The following is a 22,804-nucleotide window of genomic DNA, read 5'->3' as shown; positions in this document are numbered from 1 at the left end:
TTAAACCATGACGCAAACTTATAACGCTGATGCCATTGAGGTACTCACTGGGCTTGAGCCGGTACGCCGCCGCCCGGGGATGTACACCGATACGACCCGCCCCAACCATTTGGGTCAGGAAGTGATTGATAATAGTGTGGATGAAGCACTGGCAGGTCACGCCAAACGCGTGGATGTCATTTTACATGCCGATCAATCGCTGGAAGTGATTGACGACGGACGCGGGATGCCGGTGGATATCCATCCGGAAGAGGGGGTTCCGGCGGTAGAACTGATCCTCTGTCGGCTTCATGCCGGCGGTAAATTCTCCAATAAGAACTATCAGTTCTCTGGTGGTCTGCATGGGGTGGGGATTTCGGTAGTAAATGCCCTGTCAAAGCGCGTGGAAGTGACCGTGCGCCGCGACGGTCAGGTCTATAACATCGCGTTTGAAAACGGCGAAAAAGTGCAGGATTTGCAGGTTGTCGGCACCTGCGGTAAACGTAATACTGGCACCAGCGTCCATTTCTGGCCGGACGAAAGTTTCTTCGACAGCCCGCGTTTTTCTGTCTCTCGCTTAATGCACGTTCTGAAAGCAAAAGCGGTGCTGTGTCCCGGCGTGGAAATCACTTTTAAAGATGAAGTGAATAACAGCGAGCAGCGCTGGTGCTACCAGGATGGCCTGAACGACTATCTGGGCGAAGCGGTAAATGGCCTGCCGACGCTGCCGGAAAAGCCGTTTATCGGTAATTTTAACGGTGAAACGGAAGCGGTTGACTGGGCGCTATTGTGGCTGCCGGAAGGCGGCGAATTACTGACGGAAAGCTACGTCAACCTGATCCCGACTATGCAGGGGGGGACGCACGTCAACGGTCTGCGCCAGGGCCTGCTCGACGCGATGCGCGAATTTTGCGAATATCGCAATATTTTGCCGCGCGGTGTCAAACTGTCGGCGGAAGATATCTGGGATCGCTGCGCTTATGTGCTCTCCGTGAAAATGCAGGACCCGCAATTTGCCGGGCAAACTAAAGAGCGTCTGTCGTCGCGTCAATGTGCGGCATTTGTTTCCGGCGTGGTGAAAGATGCCTTCAGCCTGTGGCTGAACCAGAACGTGCAGGCGGCGGAACAACTGGCAGAGATGGCGATTGCCAGCGCGCAGCGGCGACTGCGCGCCGCAAAAAAAGTGGTGCGCAAAAAGCTCACCAGCGGTCCGGCGTTACCGGGGAAACTGGCGGACTGTACCGCGCAGGATCTTAATCGGACCGAGTTGTTCCTTGTCGAAGGGGATTCGGCGGGCGGTTCCGCCAAGCAGGCGCGCGATCGCGAATATCAGGCGATCATGCCGCTCAAAGGTAAGATCCTTAACACCTGGGAAGTCTCTTCCGATGAAGTGCTGGCCTCGCAGGAAGTGCATGATATCTCCGTGGCGATCGGTATCGATCCGGACAGCGACGATCTGAGTCAGCTGCGCTACGGCAAGATCTGTATCCTGGCGGATGCGGATTCCGATGGTTTGCATATCGCTACTCTGCTTTGCGCGCTGTTTGTCAGACATTTCCGCGCGCTGGTGAAGAATGGTCATGTCTACGTCGCGCTACCGCCGCTATACCGTATCGATTTGGGTAAAGAGGTCTATTACGCGCTGACGGAAGAAGAGAAGGCGGGCGTACTGGAACAACTGAAGCGTAAGAAAGGCAAGCCGAACGTACAGCGTTTCAAAGGCCTGGGTGAAATGAACCCGATGCAGTTACGCGAAACCACGCTTGATCCAAATACTCGCCGCCTGGTGCAGCTCACCATTAGCGATGAAGACGATCAGCGAACTAACGCGATGATGGATATGCTGCTGGCGAAGAAACGTTCTGAAGATCGACGCAACTGGCTACAGGAAAAAGGCGATCTCGCGGATCTCGACGTGTAACGGTTGTTGCACGCTTTATCCGGTCTGCGCGCCGCAGGCCGGATAAGCGAATTCGACATGACGCCGCAGCCTGATGGCGACACTTGCGCATCGCATCAGGGCGACGTCAGACGAGGGTAATAACTTAAACGCCGGATTCCAGAATACGAATATTCATTTCCAGCACATCGTCTTTTACCGCGTCGCTGTAGGCTTTCATATGCGGGGTTTGCAGATGCGCCTCAAGGTGCGCAACGCTTTCCCACTGTTCAATCATCACGATCGAGTCAGGCGCCAGAGTCTGAAAACTCACGCCCGCGGCATGATCCACCATCGGTGCGTAACCGTGGCACCCCTCTTCTTTAAGAACGGTTGGAATAATTTTCGCAAACTGATCGAGGACGGCCTGACGGTGATGTTGGCCCGGACGCGTGCGAATTTCGGCAATGACGGTAAGCATGGTTAACTCCTTCTAATTCCAGGATGACCAGTTAAGCAAAAATTTCGCTCAGATGCTTGCGATATTCTGCGGTATAGCGCGGAACATCCGGCATTTTAATCACGTCGTTGGCAATAAACGTTGGCAGCGCGTCCATGCCCAGAAACTGGTTGGCTTTATGGAATGGCAGATAGACGCCATCTACGCCTACGCCGTGGAAAAACTGATCTTTTTCGGTAAATGCTTCCATCGGCGCGTTCCACGTCAGTGACAGCATATATTTTTTCCCCTGCACCAGACCGCCGGAACCGTACTTTTTAGCGGCATCGGAACGCGTGCGGCCATCGCTGGCATAGAGCGTGCCGTGACCTTCGGTAAAGACATCATCCATATATTTTTTTACTGTCCATGGCGCGCCCATCCACCAGCCTGGCATCTGCCAAATCACCACGTCAGCCCAGACGAAATTCTGCACCTCTTCTTTAATGTCATAGTCGCTGTCGGCGCGGACGATCTTAACCTGATGACCCAGATCGCGCAGCAGCCCATCGGCAACTTCGGTCAGGGTGTCATTTAACTGGCCGTTGGAGTGCGCGAATTTTTTCGCCCCGTTGATAATCAGGATGTTACTCATTTTGTGTCCTCAAGAAATGCGTTTGCTGCTGATTCTACGCTGACGGGCGGTGCAGTGAAATTAGCAAAATGTGCAAAGTCTTTTGCGTTTTTGGCAAAAGCCTCTGTTACCAACTTACTACGGCCTCAAATCCACCTTCCGCGGCGTTGCCAAACGACACCGTCATGCCGTGTAGCGTAGCGATGCGGCGGACGATTGATAATCCCAGACCGCTGCCGGTCACACTTTGGCCTGGCGGGCGGTAAAAACGCTCGCCGATATGCGTCAGAATCTCTGGCGCTACGCCGGGGCCATTATCTCTGACGGTGAAGCTGCGGGCGTGTAAGGTAACGTCGACGACGCTGCCCTGCGGACTGTAGCGAATCGCATTATCCAGCAGGTTACGCACTAACAGGCTTAAGAGTAGCGGCTGGCCGGTACGTATGACGTCATGGGCGTTAAGCTGTAAACGCACGTCGATATTCGCCTGCTGCGCCGGATGATAAATATCCATTACCGCGGACTGCAGCAGCTCTTCCAGCGAAATCTCCGCCACATCCTGCAAATTATTGAGCGAGTCGAGACGCGATAACGTCAGTAGCTGATCGACCAGCCGCGTGGCGCGATCGATCCCCGCATGGAGCTGGGTCAGCGCTTTATCACGCGATAGCGGATCGTCGCCAGAGAGCTGCGCCACCTCGGTTTGTACTTTCAGCGCGGCCAGCGGGCTGCGCAATTCATGGGCGGCGTCGGAGGTAAATCGCCGTTCGCGCACCATCATGGAGTGGATGCGGCTAAAAAGCTGATTAAGCGCTTCGACCAGTGGGCGAACCTCGCTCGGTACGCCTTTGGCGTCGAGCGGCGTTTCCGATTCCGGCGACCGGAAGCGCAGCGCCTGCGCCAGTTTTTTCAACGGTCTGAGCTCGCGGTGAAGCAGGAGTAATAAAATCAGTAGCATGAAGGGAAGGGCGATCAGCCACGGCGTTAATTGCGCCGCCACGATCGCCAGCGCCATATCTTCGCGGTAATCCCACTCCTGACCGACGACGATACGATACTTACCGTCCACCGAGTTCAACCACAAAAAACGCCAGAGGTCGTTGTCATCCTTCAGATAGCCATTGTCGAAACCTTCCCGGCGATAGCGATACGGAATATCCTGGCCGTTGTCGCCATCATGCAGCAACATTTTGCCGTCAGCGGAAAAGATGGCGAATGCCAGCGCATCGTCATCGATATGCCCATGTTTTAATTTCTTTGGCGTATGCGCCATGCGCTGCGGGGCGTTGATCTCGTTAAGATCGAGGGTGCTAAGCCGTCTGGCGAACAACATCAACTGTGTGTCAAACAGCTCGTCGACATTATCCGTCGTCTTTCTCCAGGCCACAAAACTGGAGATTGCCCAGGTGATGGAGACCAGAATCAGAAAAATAAGCGTCAGCCTGACGCGCAGGCTGAGACGTTGCGTCAATTTCATGCGTCACCCAGGGTATAGCCGATGCCGTGTACGGTGCGAATAAATTCACTGCCGAGCTTGCGGCGTAAATGATGAACATGGACTTCCACTGCATTGCTGGACACGTCGTCATCCCAGTTATACAGCTTCTCTTCAATAAGCTTGCGCGGCAGCACGCGACCTTTGTTGCGCAGTAATAGTTCCAGCAACGCGAACTCTTTTGGTTTTAGGGCCAGCGGTTCGCCGGCAAGCGTTGCGACGAGATTGCCTGGATTGAGCGTCACCTGGCCGTGGCGCAATTCGCTACTGGCCTGACCGCTGGCGCGGCGTACCAGCGCCTCCAGACGGGCGGCGACCTCAATGAGCGCGAAAGGTTTACATAAATAGTCATCGGCGCCCAGACGTAGCCCCTCGACGCGCTCTGCTAACGCGTCGCGCGCCGTCAGGATCAGGACCGGTTCCTGTTTACCCTTTTCGCGCCATTCGCGCAAAATATCCCGTCCGTCCATGCCTGGCAGCGTCAAATCTAAAATAACCGCATCATAAGGCGCGCTGTAAAGCGCCTCTTTGCCCGGACGTCCCTCGGTAAACCAGTCGACGCTGAAACCCATTTTACTCAGGCCCGCTTTTATGCCATCGCCAATAAGTGTGTCATCTTCTACCAGTAAAATTCGCATCTGTTCTTCCTTGCGGTAACTCGCGTTACCGTCAGTTAACCTTGTCGCCGCAGGCGATGTACAGAAAAAAAGATTCTTTTTTTGCCTTAAGAAGTTGTTAAGGATTACCTTATTAAATGGATCTGAAACGACATGAAAGGGAAAAGTAATCATGAAAAAATTAGCTGCAATCGTTGCCGTTATGGCACTGTGTTCTACCCCGGTTCTGGCGGCTCAGCAGGGCGGTTTCTCCGGCCCGTCGGCGACGCAAACGCAAGGCGGCGGATTTGTCGGCCCGAACGGCAGCAGCACGACGGTAGAGAGCGCTAAATCGCTGCGTGACGATGCGTGGGTAACGCTGCGCGGGAATATCGTCGAGCGCATTTCCGACGACCTGTATGTGTTTAAAGATGCGACCGGTACTATCAATGTGGATATTGACCACAAGCGCTGGAACGGCCTGACCGTAACCCCGCAGGATACCGTTGAAATTCAGGGTGAAGTGGATAAAGACTGGAACTCTGTCGAAATCGACGTAAAACAGATCTCTAAAGTTGCCAAATAAACTCCATCAGGGCCGCGCTCGCGGCCCTTTTCTTTGTGACTCAACGCGCCAGATAGGGTAGTATCTGCGGCAATATTGCCTGAGAGATACCGGGTATTATTCGGGCTAACAGTTGAGGAATCACAATCAATGAGCGATATGGCAGAGCGCCTTGCGCTACATGAATTTACGGAAAACGCCTACTTAAACTACTCCATGTACGTGATCATGGATCGTGCGTTGCCGTTTATTGGCGACGGCCTGAAGCCGGTACAGCGCCGCATCGTCTATGCGATGTCAGAGCTGGGGCTGAACGCCAGCGCTAAATTTAAAAAATCCGCCCGTACCGTTGGTGACGTACTGGGTAAGTATCACCCGCATGGCGACAGCGCCTGCTATGAAGCCATGGTGCTGATGGCGCAGCCGTTCTCTTACCGTTACCCGCTGGTCGATGGCCAGGGGAACTGGGGCGCGCCGGATGATCCGAAGTCATTCGCGGCAATGCGTTATACCGAATCTCGCCTGTCCAAATACGCCGAGCTGCTGTTAAGCGAGCTGGGGCAGGGGACGGCGGACTGGGTGCCAAACTTCGACGGCACGATGCAGGAACCGAAAATGTTACCGGCGCGTCTGCCGAACATCCTGCTGAACGGCACCACCGGTATTGCGGTGGGCATGGCAACAGATATCCCGCCGCACAACCTGCGCGAAGTGGCGAAAGCGGCGATTACGCTGATTGAGCAGCCGAAAACGACGCTGGATCAGTTGCTGGATATCGTCCAGGGGCCGGATTACCCGACCGAAGCGGAGATCATTACCCCACGTGCGGAAATTCGTAAAATTTACGAAAACGGGCGTGGCTCCGTGCGTATGCGCGCGGTATGGACCAAAGAAGACGGCGCCGTGGTAATTTCCGCGCTGCCGCATCAGGTGTCTGGCGCGAAAGTGCTGGAGCAGATTGCTGCGCAGATGCGCAATAAAAAACTGCCGATGGTGGACGACCTGCGCGATGAATCGGATCACGAAAACCCGACGCGTTTAGTGATTGTCCCGCGCTCCAACCGTGTGGATATGGAGCAGGTGATGAACCATCTGTTCGCCACCACCGATCTGGAAAAAAGCTACCGTATTAACCTGAACATGATCGGTCTGGATGGTCGTCCGGCGGTGAAAAACCTGCTGGAGATCCTCACCGAGTGGCTGGCGTTCCGCCGCGACACGGTGCGTCGTCGTCTGAACTATCGTCTGGAGAAAGTGCTTAAGCGCCTGCATATCCTCGAAGGTTTGCTGGTGGCGTTTCTCAACATCGACGAAGTGATTGAGATTATCCGTAACGAGGATGAGCCGAAACCCGCGCTGATGTCGCGTTTCGGCATCAGCGAAACCCAGGCGGAAGCGATTCTCGAACTGAAACTGCGTCATCTCGCCAAACTGGAAGAGATGAAAATTCGCGGTGAGCAGGACGAGCTGGAAAAAGAGCGGGACCAGTTGCAGGGCATTCTCGCGTCCGAACGCAAAATGAATACCTTGCTGAAAAAAGAGCTACAGGCAGATTCCGATGCCTATGGCGACGATCGCCGTTCTCCGCTGCGTGAGCGCGAAGAAGCTAAAGCGATGAGCGAACACGACATGCTGCCGTCCGAACCGGTGACTATCGTGCTGTCGCAGATGGGCTGGGTGCGCAGCGCCAAAGGTCATGATATTGATGCGCCGGGGCTTAACTATAAAGCGGGCGACAGCTTTAAAGCCGCGGTGAAAGGTAAGAGCAATCAACCGGTGGTGTTTATTGATACCACCGGGCGCAGCTATGCTATTGATCCCATTACGCTTCCGTCGGCGCGTGGGCAGGGCGAGCCGCTGACCGGCAAACTCACGCTGCCGCCGGGGGCGACCGTAGAGCATATGCTGATGGAAGGCGATGACCAGAAACTGCTGATGGCGTCGGATGCGGGCTATGGCTTCGTTTGTACGTTTAACGATCTGGTTGCCCGTAACCGTGCCGGTAAGGCGTTGATTACACTGCCGGAAAATGCGCACGTCATGCCGCCGCTGGTGATTGAAGACGAGCACGATATGCTGCTGGCGATTACCCAGGCCGGACGGATGTTGATGTTCCCGGTAGACTCTCTGCCGCAGCTGTCGAAAGGCAAAGGGAATAAGATCATTAATATCCCCTCTGCGGAAGCGGCGAAAGGCGATGATGGATTGGCGCACCTGTACGTGCTGCCGCCACAAAGCACTCTGACTATCCATGTCGGGAAGCGCAAAATCAAACTGCGCCCTGAAGAGTTACAAAAGGTGGTCGGCGAACGCGGACGCCGTGGCACATTAATGCGCGGCCTGCAGCGTATCGATCGCATTGAGATTGATTCACCGCATCGCGTAAGTCATGGCGACAGCGAAGAGTAAGACAGGGGCACCCGTAGGCCGGACAAGGCATTTAAGCCGCCATCCGGCGCTCTGCCGTTGCCGGATGACGACGCAGTAGCGTCTTATCCGGCCTACGGTTTCAGATCGGATTAACATTAAAATTTCCCGTAAAACCGTTGTTTATTCGTGCATTGCGATTAACAATACGTTTTTCCAGAGAGCCACACTTACCAAAATCCTAACCTGAATTTCAGGTGACGTAGAATGCCGGGCTCTTAGGCCTTCAGAGGTTGTTATGCTATATATTTTTCGTCTTATTGTTACCGTTATTTACTCCATTCTGGTCTGTGTTTTCGGTTCTATTTACTGCCTTTTCAGCCCACGTAACCCAAAACACGTGGCGACGTTTGGACATATGTTCGGTCGTCTGGCCCCGCTGTTTGGCCTGAAAGTGGAGTGCCGCAAACCCGCCGACGCGGAAAGCTATGGCAATGCTATCTATATCGCTAACCATCAGAATAATTATGATATGGTCACGGCGTCGAATATTGTGCAGCCGCCAACGGTGACGGTGGGGAAAAAAAGCCTGCTTTGGATCCCGTTTTTTGGGCAACTGTACTGGCTGACCGGTAATCTGTTGATTGACCGTAATAACCGCGCCAAAGCGCATAGCACCATTGCGGCAGTGGTTAACCATTTTAAAAAGCGCCGTATTTCTATCTGGATGTTCCCTGAAGGTACGCGTAGCCGGGGACGCGGTCTGCTGCCGTTTAAAACCGGCGCGTTTCATGCGGCTATCGCGGCTGGTGTGCCGATCATTCCTGTCTGCGTTTCCAACACCTCTAACAAAGTCAATCTAAACCGCCTGAACAACGGACTGGTTATTGTGGAAATGCTGCCGCCAGTCGACGTCAGCGAATATGGTAAAGATCAGGTTCGCGAGCTGGCGGCCCACTGCCGTGCGTTAATGGAGCAAAAAATCGCGGAACTTGATAAAGAGGTTGCGGAACGTGAAGCGACCGGTAAGGTTTAAGCAGCCTTACTCTGTTATTGTAGAAATCATTTTTTCAGGCACAACTCTTTAGCCTGTTTTACATGGAGCTTATATGTCATTCAGTCGGCGTCAGTTTCTTCAGGCATCGGGAATCGCACTATGTGCAGGCGCGATTCCCCTCAGGGCGAATGCTGCCGGTCAGCAACAGCCGTTGCCTGTTCCGCCGTTGCTGGAGTCCCGTCGCGGGCAGCCGTTGTTTATGACGCTACAGCGTGCGCACTGGTCCTTTACGCAAGGCACGCGCGCACCGGTCTGGGGAGTGAACGGTCGTTATCTGGGGCCGACAATCCGCGTCTGGAAAGGCGATGACGTTAAACTCATCTATAGCAACCGCCTGGCGGAAAATGTCTCCATGACGGTTGCTGGTTTACTGGTGCCGGGGCCGCTGATGGGTGGCCCGGCGCGTATGATGTCGCCGAACGCGGACTGGGCACCGGTGTTGCCGATTCGTCAGAGCGCCGCCACGCTGTGGTATCACGCTAACACGCCTAACCGTACCGCGCAGCAGGTGTATAACGGCCTGGCCGGAATGTGGCTGGTCGAAGACGACATCAGTAAAACGCTGCCCATTCCGAACCATTACGGCGTGGATGATTTTCCCGTCATTATCCAGGATAAACGGCTGGATAACTTTGGGACGCCGGAGTACAGCGAACCGGGAAGCGGTGGTTTTGTCGGCGATACGCTGCTGGTGAACGGCGCGCAAAGTCCCTATGTCGAAGTGTCCCGCGGCTGGGTGCGGTTACGGTTGTTGAACGCCTCGAACTCGCGGCGCTATCAGCTTCAGATGAGCGATGGCCGGGCGCTGCATGTGATTTCAGGCGATCAGGGCTTTTTACCTGCGCCGGTTTCCGTCAAACAGTTGTCACTGGCGCCCGGCGAGCGACGTGAAATCCTGGTTGATATGACCAACGGCGACGAAGTCTCGATCACCTGCGGGGAGGCGGCCAGCATAGTCGATCGGATTCGCGGTTTCTTTGAGCCTTCCAGTATTCTGGTTTCTACCCTGGTGCTGACGTTACGACCAACCGGATTGCTGCCGCTGGTGACCGATAATCTGCCGATGCGTCTGTTGCCGACGGAGATCATGAGCGGCGCGCCTGTCCGCAGCCGGGACATCAGTCTTGGTGACGATCCGGGGATTAACGGCCAACTGTGGGATGTGAATCGCATTGATATTACCGCCCAACAAGGCACCTGGGAGCGCTGGACGGTACGCGCCGATATGCCGCAGTCGTTCCATATTGAGGGCGTCTCTTTCCTGATTCGTAACGTCAACGGCGCTATGCCGTTCCCGGAAGATAGAGGCTGGAAAGATACCGTCTGGGTGGATGGGCAAGTCGAACTGCTGGTCTACTACGGTCAGCCGTCCTGGCCGCACTTCCCGTTCTATTTCAATAGCCAGACGCTGGAAATGGCCGACCGCGGCTCGATTGGGCAAATGCTGGTGAATCCAGCGTCGTAAAGGCGGACCAGTGATATTCGATGAGAATCAGTGAGGAGGGATGGCGGCTGCTGACGTTCTGGATGTTTACTGCAGGCGGCTATCTTATTCTGTTCTTCATTGTTATTTGCCTGGCTTTTTTGTTCCAAACGCCTCGTCGCGTGTTGCTGTGGATTGCTTGGCCACAGATTACGCTGGTTCTTTTGCTATGGTTTGCTGCGGGTGATGAAACGCTTTTCTTCCCGATTGGCGCAGGGTGGATACTGGGGCTTAGTTTATTGCTGGCGCTACTGTTTAGCCATCGATTAGACCAACCACACCACCTTTGGGCCGGGTGCCATGCGGTCGTATTGCTGCTGTTGTTAGCGCACATAGGGGATATTCTCGAGAGGCATCATCGGCGCGATGCCTATCGGGCACAGCAGGCGGCGGAAGAAACGCTGTTACAAAAAATCGATACGACCGATGACCGCGCTTTTTTTAATCATTTGATGTCGCAAGCAATGCAGTCGCAAAACGCATTTCCCCTTTTGATATTGCGGACGGAACTGAAAAAATTTGGTTGGTTTTGGCCATCGACCGGCTTAATCGCCCTGCCGTTGGGGCGTTTGCCTCCTGGTTTATTGGCGATTCTGTACAGGCAAAGCAATATCGGCATCAGCTCTTACAAAACAATCCATTATTGGACCTACTGAATCGTATTTTTAATGATAGTATGGCTGACGAACAAATTTTTCTGCAACAATAACTTTTGGCGCGAGATATTTGTACCAGTTTGATTAGCGTCGTGCCGGAATTATTGACGGACGAACTGTATGCGCAAGCCGTTGCCTTTGATAATAGCAACAAACCGAAACCTTTCTCATGGCAGTTTGAATTCGATGTGTTTTATCATCAGAAAAAATAACGGGCAATAATGAATTTTGGAAACGGATGGAGTTTGTTGTTGATGATAATATCCACCGTGCTGGGCAATATATACAATCATCGTATTGGCTATACTTATTAGTGCGTTTAGCTCGCTGTGTTATCAGAAAATAGAAACGAGAGATTTGAATTCGGTAGTGAGCATGGAAAGTAAGGATGCTTTATGGTTGAATCATTTGCGTGGATGATGTGGGACTCAGTAATATTGATGAGCGCGTGGGGGATTTATGGCGTCGTATTATTGAGGTTAATTGTCGGCGCATTTGATTCTTTGCGCTATCGGCGGGTTTTCTTGCGTGTTGTTCTTCCGCAGGTGAGCGTTGTTTGTATATTGTGGGGAGGATTATTCTGGATCGATTCAAAAAATATTTATATCGTATATTTATTGATATTAGGATTGATGCCCTCGATAATAATTGCTATTTTTTCTAGTCGAGAGTCTCCATTTTTTATTCTGGGAACTATCGTGTCCCATACTATTTTTTTGTTCGTTTTCGTTTATGTGATGGACGGCCCGCGATTATGGCATCACATTGGTGAAGACTGGAATAACTATAAAATTACCCGACTGTTTGAGCGCGCGAAGGGGGATGTTCAGGTTTTGCAGGATGCCTCTTGTTATCAATTGGCAAGTGTTTTGACGCTGGCTGCAGAACACCGCGATACACCGGAAAATTTATTGCGTTATCTGGCTAAAATACGAGGTATTTCGCCATTTTTGACAGCGGCAGAATCTTGCCCTAAAGCGGCGATCCCGAATGCCGAATTTCTTTATACGCCATTTGTTACCGCTCTTCGCCAACATAACGTACCGATAGTACGCTTTTTTAGCCAGCAACTGGTGGGCGAGACATTTTCCGCCAGAGAGAATCGCAACATTGTCGCTCGTAAAGAAAATCCACTGCTGACGCTTTATAAATCTAACTATATATCACAGTATCGCGAGCAGTACAGGCTAGAAATTAGTCATTTATTGCTGAATATTATGCCAGAACTGTTGAATGATGCTGTCTATATTTATCCCATTATCCAACGTAACACCGAGTTGGTTGCTTATTTTTGGCAGAAACATCCGCCCACTATTCCTCTGCGCAGGCTCGAAGCGATGGTGTTGTTAGCCAAAACGGAAACGCTAATAAGCGAGGTAACCCATAATCCAGAAATATTGATCACACCGCCGATTGAGAGGTGGGATCGTGAAAACCTGCTCACTTTCATACTGAGCAATGGCAATCTGGTAATGATTCAGTCGCTTATTGATGCAAACGTAGTGGACTGGAAACGAGCAATGGAAGACGGAAATAATGAGCCTCTGCATCAGGCCATATTGCGACTGCGTGGTGGAGCGTTAGAGAACGCATTGCTGATACAGATCATTAAGGCGATGCAAGCGCAGAAAGCGTTATCCAACGAGCAAATCGCCCACTATCTTCCCTGGACACCGACGTTTCCTGCCGCTTTTTTACAGGCTGGGCTTTCCTGTGAGCAATTGCGTGAGGCGTTGAATGCTTCAGTGGCGGGGGGCGAACAAGCACGAAACGATACGCGGCAACGGCTGAATGCGCTATGTCCAGTCGCGAAGTGACTAAAGGAATAGTAAATGGATTATATTAATCGATGGCTTGGCTCTGAACTGCTGATGTTTTGTATTCTACCGTGGGGGTATGCCGCTGCGGTGGCATCACTGCTGATCCTGATGTTTTCCAAAAAACGCAGCCGACAGATTTTGCTGTGGGTATTACTACCACAGTGGGCAGTCGTGGTATTGCTGTTACTCACGTTGCAGTACACCCAGTTGTTGAGCCAAACAGGCACGGTATGGATGTTGATGCTCCTGTTGCCGATTCTGAGTTGGGCGGGCTTGCTGCCCGCGCTGCTGCTGGGAACCTGGCTGCGCAAGCCGTGGCCCGCATGGCTACTGTGCCATATTGTGTTCATTGGGGTGCTGTGCCCGGTGATGCCGGAGCTGTGGCGTGCTATTAGCCATCAATGGCAACAGCAAAATATTGCGCAGTTGCTCAGGCAGGTTCAGGCAGGCGACTTGGACCAGTTAGAGAGCATTCATGATAACAGTATGTTGGAACAGACACTGGTTCAGGCGGTAAAAGCGCCAGGCATATCAGAAAAAAACTTGCGCGCTCTGACTGCACGTGTGGCATCGCCTTTTAGTGTTTCGCGGGAAGATGGCTATTTCGTCAATGCGCCATTTTTTGCAGCTTTTGAGAGTGGCAATATCACTGCGGTGCGTATTTTTAGCGAGCAGCTCACGGGCGACTCTCAGCAGGCGCAGGCAAATCGCACCATCGTACGGCAGCAAAATCCGTTGGAATATCTCCCCACGCCCCATTTTAAGCCTGAGGGATTTCGCCAGACTTTTTTTGAGATGGCCGACGTTCTACTACGGGTCATGCCCGATCTCCTCACCGATGAAGCCTATTCGGGGGCGATACAGCTTCAGGATAAAGAGACTCTGGCCTTTTTCTGGCAGCGGCGTGAAGCGCAAAATCCGCTGTATCGCGCATATTATTTCTTGTTGCAGGGGCAAACTAAAGCGCTGCTTGCCCAGATAAAACTGACGCCGCAGGTGCTGGGACAATCACTTTATCCGAATAAAAATCTGCTGGCGTCGCTGTTTAGTGATGCGGATGGCGAGACGCTGCGTGCGTTGGTGAAAGGGCAGATGCTGAGCTGGCAGCACATCCCTCAGGATAAGTTGACGGACGGCTGGAATTTCCTGATTTCACGCACATTGCATACAGCCTCGAAAGAGGACGCGCTGCCGCCGGATATTCTGGCGGGGATACTGCAAAGTATGCAACAGCAACATACGGCGTTGCCGGAAGCCCTTATTGTAGCCAGCCTTGATTACCAGGATGAAATACATAGCCTGATGACTGCCTACCGGATGGCTTGGTTGGGCTGTAACAAGCTTAACGCAATGATCGATAAGGTGTATCCACCAGAAGATACGCGGCGTACCAATGCGCGTATAAAATTAGCACAGCAGTGCGCCGATTTAGACTGATATGCCGTGCTCTGATAATTGAAATTACATTGATTGTTAATAGAAATACAGGGAGTGGTAAATAATGAAAAAATGTTTTTTATTTATATTTGTGTGCCTGTTTATCTTCTCAGCTAATGCGGAACTAAAATTCCGCCCTGAGTTCGAAAATAAAAAAATCTATTTTCAGGGCAAGGTCACAGACTACACACTAAATGACTTTACCTTTTTCGGTGACAGTCGCGAACCCTTTTATGGCAGCGAAAACGATGATTATACCGCCACTGCAGATGAGTGGCTCGGATTTTACGCTGAGTTGCCCGACGTTCGAAAATGGCAGCGCGTGGTTCCTGACGATTTTTCTACGATGTATGGCGCGCCGTGGTGTGACATCCAGTTTTTTGAACAAGAGAATGATCATTCGGTGATTACTGGAAGTGAACATATGCGCTGTATCGATTTTCTCGTGACGCCTAAAAGAAAAGGGCTCATTCCTATGGGGACAAAGGGAACGCTGATGGATTACGGCAGCTATCTTGCTTTCGCACCGCAGATAGAGCACATCACGCTGGAAGGCCGATTTCCTGAAGCCTCGCGGACCTGGCTTCCTGTAAGAAGCGTGCAAACCAGGGCAACCTCGATAGCCGATCTTAAAATTATGCTTAATGAGATTTATGCTCGCCACGGTTATATTTTCAGACCGGGCGGTGAGATGGATCGGTACTTCCGACAGCAGCCGTGGTATCGCCCACGCTATGCGAACGTTGATTACCTAATTACCAAGACAGAGCATCGTAATATCAAACTCCTCAAAGAGCTGCTTTCTCCTGAGTCACAGCGTAAAAAGGCGCTGTATATTCAGAACACAACCGATTTTTGTGAGGCGCTGAAAGCGAATAATATCAAATATGTCATGGACAATACGGCAGAATACCTTACGACTGGCGCAGATCAGCCAATCAATTTAGAAAAAGTATGGCAAAAATACAGAGACTTAATGATCAATGGCGGCGGAAACTGTCAACGCGATATCGAGAGCTATAAGCGCTACTCCTTTTTATACAGCGAACCTTTAGGTATTTATTACAATTCCACTTTTGAGTTTGATGAAAAGAAAGGGAAATATGTTCTCACTTATGTGAACTTTGATTCTTCCTGCAACAAAGAGGGTGACACGATTGAACTGGAAGGTATGATGGTCAAACGCGAGCACGTCATTGAAGATAACCAAGGCCAACACTCGGATAAAGATCTCGAATTAAAAACAATAAACCTTCAGTGTGTGGCAGGGGCCATGATGGACCAACCTGACTGGGATCGCTATGTCCAGCTCATTCTTCCTCCTGAAAAATACAATTATTATCAACGGTTTATAGGGGAGAGAATCACCCTGCGAGGGAAAGTCATGATTGCAGAATCCATGTATCATGTCACGCCGGTACTGTTGAATTTGCTCGAAGAACAAAATCCTATTATCAAAGTAGCAGATATGCCTGCTCGTCCATAAGTACGATAACCGGCGGGGCAGGCAATCGGCCCCGCTACAGAGTGCTGCCTCACCAATCAATTCGATTTCTCTTCCATTCCGGCTTATAATCCCCGACCTTTGATTATTTTTTTGCCAATTTTTTGGAAGCATTATGAGCGCTATCTCCCTGATCCAACCGGATCGCGACCTTTTCTCCTGGCCGCAGTACTGGGCCGCCTGCTTTGGGCCGGCGCCGTTTTTGCCGATGTCACGTGAAGAGATGGATCAACTTGGCTGGGATAGCTGCGACATCATTCTGGTAACCGGCGACGCCTATGTCGACCATCCGAGCTTCGGCATGGCGATTTGCGGTCGTATGCTGGAAGCGCAGGGCTTCCGCGTGGGGATCATCGCCCAGCCGGACTGGAACAGCAAAGACGACTTTATGCGTCTGGGTAAACCGAACCTGTTCTTCGGCGTGACCGCCGGCAATATGGACTCGATGATCAACCGCTACACCGCCGACCGTAAGCTGCGCCATGACGACGCCTACACCCCGGACAACGTCGCGGGCAAGCGCCCGGATCGCGCGACGCTGGTCTATACCCAGCGTTGCAAAGAAGCATGGAAAGACGTCCCGGTGATCCTCGGCGGCATTGAGGCCAGTCTGCGTCGTACCGCGCATTACGACTACTGGTCTGATACTGTGCGTCGTTCAGTGTTAGTCGATTCCAAAGCCGACATGCTGATGTTTGGCAACGGCGAGCGTCCGCTGGTGGAAGTGGCGCACCGTTTGGCAATGGGCGAAACCATCGATCAGATTCGCGACGTGCGTAACACTGCGATTATGGTTAAAGAAGCTCTGCCTGGCTGGAGCGGCGTCGACTCCACTCGTCTGGACACGCCGGGTAAAATCGATCCAATTCCCCATCCCTATGGCGAGGATCTGCCGTGCGCGGATAACAAGCCGGTCGCGCCGAAAAAGCAGGAAGCTAAGGCGATTACCGTGCAGCCGCCGCGTCCGAAGCCGTGGGAAAAAACCTATATCCTGCTGCCATCCTTTGAAAAGGTGAAAGGCGACAAGGTGCTGTACGCCCATGCGTCGCGTATTCTGCATCACGAAACTAACCCTGGCTGCGCGCGGGCGCTGATGCAAAAACACGGCGACCGCTATGTTTGGATCAACCCGCCCGCCATACCGCTCTCCACTGAAGAGATGGATAGCGTGTTTGCGCTGCCGTATCAGCGTGTGCCGCACCCGGCTTACGGCAATGCCCGTATTCCGGCCTATGAGATGATCCGCTTTTCGATCAATATCATGCGTGGCTGCTTTGGCGGCTGCTCTTTCTGCTCGATCACTGAACATGAAGGGCGCATCATTCAGAGCCGCTCGGAAGACTCTATCATCAACGAGATCGAAGCGATCCGCGACACGGTGCCGGGGTTTACCGGCGTGATCTCCGATCTGGGCGGTCCTACCGCGAACATGTATATGCTGCGCTGTAAGTCGCCGCGTGCGGAGCAGACCTGTCGTCGCCTGTCGTGCGTCTATCCGGATATCTGTCCGCATATGGATACTGACCATACGCCGACGATCAATCTTTATCGCCGCGCCCGTGAGCTAAAAGGCATTAAGAAAATCTTAATTGCCTCCGGCGTGCGCTACGACATCGCCGTAGAAGATCCTCGCTACATTAAAGAGCTGGCGAGCCATCATGTGGGCGGCTATCTGAAGATTGCCCCGGAGCATACTGAAGAAGGTCCGCTGTCGAAAATGATGAAGCCGGGTATGGGCAGCTACGATCGCTTTAAAGAGTTATTTGACCTTTACTCTAAACAGGCCGGAAAAGAGCAGTATCTGATCCCGTATTTTATCTCCGCGCATCCGGGCACGCGGGACGAGGATATGGTGAATCTGGCGCTGTGGCTCAAGCGCCACCGCTTCCGTTTGGATCAGGTGCAGAACTTCTATCCGTCGCCGTTGGCGAATTCGACCACCATGTATTACACCGGCAAAAACCCGCTGGGTAAAATTGGTTATAAGAGTGAAGATGTGGTGGTGCCGAAGGGAGACAGGCAACGTCGCCTGCATAAGGCGCTGCTGCGTTATCACGATCCGGCGAACTGGCCGCTGATTCGCCAGGCGCTGGAAGCGATGGGGAAAAAGCATTTGATTGGCGGTCGCCGTGAGTGTCTGGTGCCTGCGCCGACCATTGAAGAGATGCGCGAAGCGCGTCGCCAGAACCGCAACACGCGCCCGGCGTTGACCAAGCATACGCCGATGGAACATCAGCGGCAGACGCCTGCGGGAGCAAAGAAAGCACCGGTTGCGCCATCTCGTCCTGTGAATGCAGGTGCGAAAAAGCGCGCTAAAACGTCAGCAGGTCGTTAAGAAGGTTATCCCGGCAGCGTTAATGCTGCCGGGAGATTTATAATCTTGGTGAGAATGGGCTGTTACGATCGTCTATCCGGTAATTTGCTCTTGCCGCTTCGTCTTTTGCTGCCTGAATTTCCGGGCGCAGGGCATTAATATCCTGTTGAAGTTGATTAATTTTGCTATTTAATGCCTGAATATTTTGATCCAGCTGTTCAATTTTTGCGTTATTGGAACAGCCGCTAAGACACAATGTTAGCGAAATTAATATTATGGTTTTATTCATTTTTCTTCCTTGTGGTTTATTCCGGGCTAAGTTTTTCTAAGCCTGCATCTTGTTTAAAAATAACCTGATGGCGCTGCGCTTATCAGCCTACAAACGTGGATGGTAACAAGGGCTACCAGGCTGCATGCAGACAGCATCAAGGCGCAAATTGGCTTGTGCCGCCGCCGTGCTTGCCGCGATAACCTCTGGGCGTAGCGCATTAATATCCTGTTCCACCTGTGCAACTCTGGCCTGCAATGTCTGAATATCGCGAGCTAGCCTATCGATTTTTTCATGATTGGCGCAACCACTTAGCATAATGGTGATGAGTATTGGTGTTAAATTTTTCCGTTTCATTTGTTAATCCTGTTTATTATCACGCATCACTTTTCGTAACCCCGGCAAATACGTTATCATCGCTCCCATTATTGCGCCGGACACCATACCTGAAATGAGCATAATCACCACTTCATAACAGTTTGGTTAAAAATACAGCTCACCACGACTCTTCTGTTGATATGGCCCATTGCTGGATCTCAGCCGAAAAGTGTTTATCAAATAACATCATCCATGTTGCAGTGCTGAACTCATCTTCTACGCAGGCCACAGCGCTTTCAATAAATTGTGTCCACATAAAATCCAGATCGTCTACGTCTGAAGCCATCATGCCTAATAGCGTTTTAGCATCCCATTTTGCACGGTGTTTATCGTCAGTGACATGACGGATATATTGAGATATTTCACGCAGATTGCCATCAGGGTCTTTCTGACGCCAGAAATCGAAGGCCATTTTCTTACAGTTGTTGAGCTGCTCTCGGCTTGCCGGGAGAAAAAGATCGTCATTAAGCCGGTCGATACAATCGCTGACGAAATTAAGCCGCTGTAAATGCCAGGCTAATTCACTTTCTGCGCCGCAATCCATTATTGCCTCGCCCGTGCCATCAATAATGTCTATGGCTACGCTGACGGCGGTTAACTTGGGGGATGTGCGGATTTTCCAGCGTTCTATTTCGCTGTTGATGCGAAAATCAACGTTATGTTTATGTTGCTCTTGCGTTACACTGGTTTCTCTGTGGCCGCGCCGTTGTGCTTCGCTCTCTCCTAAATCGTTCTCCCAGAATTGACGGGAATGAACCCAGCGCCTCTTTATCTTATTAAAACAGACGTCGCACACTTCGTGAGGCGTCATTAGCCGGTTTACACGGCAGATTGGGCAAAGTGAACGATACATATTTTTACTCCTTTCTATGCGGGTGATTACCGCGCGCATTTGCGCCAGCAGGCTGCCGTCTTGTAGTGACATTTGCATTACTGCGTAAATCGACGATAAACCCGGTAGAGAGAATATTATTGCTATTTAAAATCAGGAGGTTGTTCATTCCTTTGCTCCCTGGTTTTTAATCTGAATTACGTTTTCTGGTAGCGCTATTGCCTCGTAATGAGAGATGTCGGTTATTTCGCCTGCGCTGAGCCCCATATGACCATGCTCGTCTTTATTAAAAGAGCCTTCAATTAGCACCTCGTATCCTCCGTCCTTCTGGAGGTCGAGAGGAATATTAGTGACGAAGTTTCCCAACCAAAATCCATTTTCTCTCTGCATTGCATCTTTATTGGCATAAATCGCCGCATGTTCAAAACCGAGAATAACGTATCCGCGTAAACGTATTTTTTTCTGATGATAATTATCCGGGTGCTGAAGAAGATCGGTGAATGAAATATCTGTAACAGTACTCGCCCTTGTGGGCTGCACTTCCTCATAATGGGTAATATTTGTTATTCCACCGGGATATTGACTTAAATGTCCGGATACACGCATATCAAAGGTGCCTTCAACTACCATCGACTCCTCTGTGTGGTTACGGCTTACGGTATAGGGCACGAGAAAATTTTCCAGCCATAATCCATCTTGCTGTGGATCGCCATAAATAGCGTGGCGCTCAAAGCCAGTGAGGACCAGACCACGAACGCGAACTTTTCTACTATGGTATTCGTCTGGATGAGCAAGTAATTCTGCAATAGTCACATCTGCGATTTTTTGATTATTGGTTGCCAGTTGCGGGGCGATTGATAATTTTAATTGTGTGTTATCGTGAAGCTGTCGCCCCAGTGACGGTAGCGGATCATCTATATTATCAACATCGGCAATCAGCCAGCGATCGTGCGGTTTATGCAACTGAAGCGTTAGCCAGTGCGAGTGATTTTTCTCTTTCAGAGTAATCTCCGCTTCAGCGAATTTATCACCGGTAAAGGATTTTGCCTGACGTATTTCAACGGAGATATCGTTTGGGTTATGGCAAAAACACAGCGCATTAGCCAGCGTGTCAAAAAGTGGTTTACTGGTGACGGATGCGGTACGGTGGTTCTCTAACATCTCACCGCGCAGCCAGATGTCATAATTCATCCGATCCTGTGGGGAGCCGTAAATACGCGTAATCGCCTGCGCAAGCGTTTCACTGCACTGCGCACCCTGGCTAAAAGCGCAAAGTATTAACAAGAAAAAACACCGCCGCCCGGCTTTCATCCGCCTTTCCTTATCTGCAATACCTGTTCCTTGCATTGCCAGACGATGTTGCCGTCAACCATCGTCAGCAGCACCTGGCTATTGCCGATATCCTCATGCGGGACCGAGAAAATGTCCCTGTCCAGCCCCTGAAAATCGGCTACTTTTCCCACTTCGATAGAGCCGCGAACCTGTTCCTGAAACTCCTGATACGCCGCATTGATGGTATACATTCGCACGCCGTCCGCCACGCTTATCGCCAGCTCTGGCCGGATAATCTTGCCGCTGGATGCCGATTTGCGCGTGACCGCCGCCTGCACCATTTGCCGCCAGTTGACGAGATCCATAATACCGTCGGAGCCGCCCGCCACCGTAACGCCAAGGTCGATGATATCTTTCAGCCCCTTGCCGATTTCGCCTTTGATTCCGCAGACCTGCGCCCGGCGCTCGTAGTCGTATGCCGATCCTCCGGGAGAGGGTTGTTCAGACAGGATAATGCCGTATTTTGCCGCCTTGACGAAATCTTCGCGATCCCCCATTGAGCCATGCAGCACATAGTGGCGGCGCTGCGGGCCAGGGCAGGTTTGAATGGCGTTAATGAAGCCGTTGATGGTGACCTTTACCGCTTTATCGCCGACCGCGTGAACGGCCAACTGGTAGCCGCGCTGATGCGCCAGCAGGGCCATTTTATGGAACTCCTGAATTTGTTCTTCTTCGCTGGCCATTGGGCCGCAAAATACCGAACGGCCAGCCCAGCCCGGCCTGTCGGCGTAATCCTGATTCATCCACGCCGTGTGCGACATCGGCACGCCGTCGCAGAATATCTTCACGCTGTGGCAGTTCAGCCAGTTTTTATCGGGGAATTCCGGTAGCCCGCTGGCGTCCAGCGTGTGTTTTAAAATCTCATAAGACTGAACGCCTTTATCGGCGGCATAAAAGGCGATAGAGACGCGCGCCGTAAGTTTTTTTTCTTCCAGTAGCTGGCGGTAAGCGGCAATGCCGCATACGCCAGCGGCGCCCGTCTCGCCCGGCCCCAAAGCGCCCTCCGTATAGCTGGCATAGCCTTCGCGGTTCATAAAGCGCTGGGCCGCGATAATGTTTTCTTTTAGTTCTTCCACCGTCGGGCGCGGCATGGTTTGTGTAATCAATTGCAGCGCCGGGATATCCAGGAAGTTGCCGTCCGGTTCGCCGTCTGGCGTTTTACCAATGTACCCACCGATGGGATCTTGCGTCTCGCGGGTGATGCCGACGATCTCCAGCGCGTTGCTGTTGACGAGACAGGAGTGACCATCCCAGAGGGCCAGAAAGGCAGGGTGGTTGGGCGTCGCGCTGTCGATATCATGACGCGTCAGCGGGCGGCTACTGTCGATGATGGCAGGGTTGAAGCCGCAGGCGTGGATCCACTGGCCGGGAGGCGTAGTTGCCGCTCGCTCGCGCAGCAGCGCTAAAAGCGCCTCCAGTGTGCGTGCCGTGCTGCAGTTAACGCATTTCCAGCTCGCCGCCAGCCAGCTAATGTGCACATGGGCATCGTGGGCGGCGGGCAGAATCAGCTTGCCTTGCAGATCAATAATCTGCGTGTCGGGGCCGATATGCGTTTTTATCTCTTCATCTTCGCCGACGTTGATGATCCAGCCGTTTTTCACCGCGATGGCGCGGGTGAAACGAAAATGACGATCGACTGTCGCCACTTTGCCGTTAATCAATACGGTATCTGCAACGGTCATCATTTTCTCCTGTGTTTGTTGGCGGGAAATCTCCGTACCAGCGTAATAAACGGCGCTTCGTTTATCGGGATGGATCTGAACCCGGCG

19 protein-coding genes are annotated in these 22,804 nt (G+C 52.0%); 10 read left to right on the top strand and 9 right to left on the bottom strand.

The features are described from left to right. Window positions 1-7 precede the first annotated feature (7 nt). Window positions 8-1,900, top strand: coding sequence for a DNA topoisomerase IV subunit B (gene parE / locus J4614_RS14980; RefSeq protein WP_000195318.1), 1,893 nt, complete (start codon window positions 8-10; stop codon window positions 1,898-1,900). 124 nt (window positions 1,901-2,024) lie between these two features. Here parE and J4614_RS14975 read toward each other — a convergent pair whose 3' ends face one another. The 4 genes from J4614_RS14975 to qseB form a co-directional block, all read right to left on the bottom strand. After that, window positions 2,025-2,339 carry a putative quinol monooxygenase gene (locus J4614_RS14975; protein WP_000958587.1) on the bottom strand — a complete coding sequence of 105 codons (315 nt, stop codon included), beginning with the start codon at window positions 2,337-2,339 and terminating at the stop codon, window positions 2,025-2,027. Between the two features lie 31 nt (window positions 2,340-2,370). Further along, on the bottom strand, window positions 2,371-2,952 hold the full coding sequence (locus J4614_RS14970) for an NAD(P)H-dependent oxidoreductase (RefSeq protein ID WP_000065416.1): 582 nt from the start codon (window positions 2,950-2,952) through the stop codon (window positions 2,371-2,373). 106 nt (window positions 2,953-3,058) lie between these two features. Continuing rightward, on the bottom strand, window positions 3,059-4,408 hold the full coding sequence (gene qseC, locus J4614_RS14965) for a quorum sensing histidine kinase QseC (protein WP_000779334.1): 1,350 nt from the start codon (window positions 4,406-4,408) through the stop codon (window positions 3,059-3,061). Further along, window positions 4,405-5,064, bottom strand: a complete 660-nt coding sequence (gene qseB / locus J4614_RS14960; RefSeq protein ID WP_001221574.1) for a quorum sensing response regulator transcription factor QseB — start codon at window positions 5,062-5,064, stop codon at window positions 4,405-4,407. Before qseB ends, qseC begins: the two co-directional genes overlap by 4 nt. 151 nt (window positions 5,065-5,215) lie before the next feature. Between qseB and J4614_RS14955 the strand changes: the two genes are divergently transcribed. The 9 genes from J4614_RS14955 to J4614_RS14915 all read left to right on the top strand — a co-directional run bounded on the left by J4614_RS14955 (window position 5,216) and on the right by J4614_RS14915 (window position 18,246). After that, the gene (locus tag J4614_RS14955) at window positions 5,216-5,608 is read left to right on the top strand and encodes a YgiW/YdeI family stress tolerance OB fold protein (protein WP_000731553.1); all 393 of its coding nucleotides are present in this window, start codon (window positions 5,216-5,218) and stop codon (window positions 5,606-5,608) included. A 129-nt stretch (window positions 5,609-5,737) separates the two neighbouring features. Beyond that, window positions 5,738-7,996, top strand: coding sequence for a DNA topoisomerase IV subunit A (gene parC, locus J4614_RS14950; RefSeq protein ID WP_001281853.1), 2,259 nt, complete (start codon window positions 5,738-5,740; stop codon window positions 7,994-7,996). Window positions 7,997-8,252: 256 nt separating this feature from the next. Then, window positions 8,253-8,990: a 1-acylglycerol-3-phosphate O-acyltransferase gene (gene plsC / locus J4614_RS14945; RefSeq protein WP_000965733.1), complete on the top strand. Its 738-nt coding sequence runs from the start codon at window positions 8,253-8,255 to the stop codon at window positions 8,988-8,990. A gap of 73 nt (window positions 8,991-9,063) precedes the next feature. Then, the gene (gene ftsP / locus J4614_RS14940) at window positions 9,064-10,476 is read left to right on the top strand and encodes a cell division protein FtsP (RefSeq protein WP_000010658.1); all 1,413 of its coding nucleotides are present in this window, start codon (window positions 9,064-9,066) and stop codon (window positions 10,474-10,476) included. Between the two features lie 20 nt (window positions 10,477-10,496). Then, complete coding sequence (locus J4614_RS14935) at window positions 10,497-11,150, top strand: hypothetical protein (protein ID WP_024160634.1); 654 nt, start codon at window positions 10,497-10,499, stop codon at window positions 11,148-11,150. A 911-nt stretch (window positions 11,151-12,061) separates the two neighbouring features. Continuing rightward, window positions 12,062-12,967, top strand: a complete 906-nt coding sequence (locus tag J4614_RS22325; protein WP_306294178.1) for a hypothetical protein — start codon at window positions 12,062-12,064, stop codon at window positions 12,965-12,967. 15 nt (window positions 12,968-12,982) lie between these two features. After that, complete coding sequence (locus J4614_RS14925; protein WP_208293226.1) at window positions 12,983-14,407, top strand: hypothetical protein; 1,425 nt, start codon at window positions 12,983-12,985, stop codon at window positions 14,405-14,407. 64 nt (window positions 14,408-14,471) lie between these two features. Next, window positions 14,472-15,893 (top strand): DUF4459 domain-containing protein, encoded by a 1,422-nt coding sequence (locus J4614_RS14920; protein ID WP_001528005.1) that lies wholly within the window; start codon window positions 14,472-14,474, stop codon window positions 15,891-15,893. A 133-nt stretch (window positions 15,894-16,026) separates the two neighbouring features. After that, a complete protein-coding gene (locus J4614_RS14915) occupies window positions 16,027-18,246 on the top strand; it encodes a YgiQ family radical SAM protein (protein WP_208293225.1) in 2,220 nt (739 codons plus the stop codon). Window positions 18,247-18,283: 37 nt separating this feature from the next. Here the strand turns inward: J4614_RS14915 and J4614_RS14910 are convergent, their stop codons facing one another. The 5 genes from J4614_RS14910 to J4614_RS14890 form a co-directional block, all read right to left on the bottom strand. After that, window positions 18,284-18,514: an LPP leucine zipper domain-containing protein gene (locus J4614_RS14910; RefSeq protein ID WP_001044026.1), complete on the bottom strand. Its 231-nt coding sequence runs from the start codon at window positions 18,512-18,514 to the stop codon at window positions 18,284-18,286. An 87-nt stretch (window positions 18,515-18,601) separates the two neighbouring features. Beyond that, a complete protein-coding gene (locus J4614_RS14905) occupies window positions 18,602-18,850 on the bottom strand; it encodes an LPP leucine zipper domain-containing protein (RefSeq protein WP_000823890.1) in 249 nt (82 codons plus the stop codon). Window positions 18,851-18,989: 139 nt separating this feature from the next. Continuing rightward, window positions 18,990-19,724 (bottom strand): hypothetical protein, encoded by a 735-nt coding sequence (locus J4614_RS14900; RefSeq protein ID WP_000286273.1) that lies wholly within the window; start codon window positions 19,722-19,724, stop codon window positions 18,990-18,992. A 144-nt stretch (window positions 19,725-19,868) separates the two neighbouring features. Beyond that, window positions 19,869-21,014: a hypothetical protein gene (locus J4614_RS14895; RefSeq protein ID WP_208293224.1), complete on the bottom strand. Its 1,146-nt coding sequence runs from the start codon at window positions 21,012-21,014 to the stop codon at window positions 19,869-19,871. Further along, on the bottom strand, window positions 21,011-22,717 hold the full coding sequence (locus J4614_RS14890; RefSeq protein WP_000214883.1) for an amidohydrolase: 1,707 nt from the start codon (window positions 22,715-22,717) through the stop codon (window positions 21,011-21,013). Before J4614_RS14890 ends, J4614_RS14895 begins: the two co-directional genes overlap by 4 nt. Window positions 22,718-22,804 lie beyond the last annotated feature (87 nt).

It is taken from the genome of Salmonella sp. 32031103-2018-00083-FB-01-SM-01, assembly GCF_017571995.1.
GTDB classification, from domain to species: domain Bacteria; phylum Pseudomonadota; class Gammaproteobacteria; order Enterobacterales; family Enterobacteriaceae; genus Salmonella; species Salmonella enterica.
The sequence above is the reverse complement of the archived record's forward strand: the minus strand, read 5'-3'. Positions and strand labels throughout refer to the sequence as shown.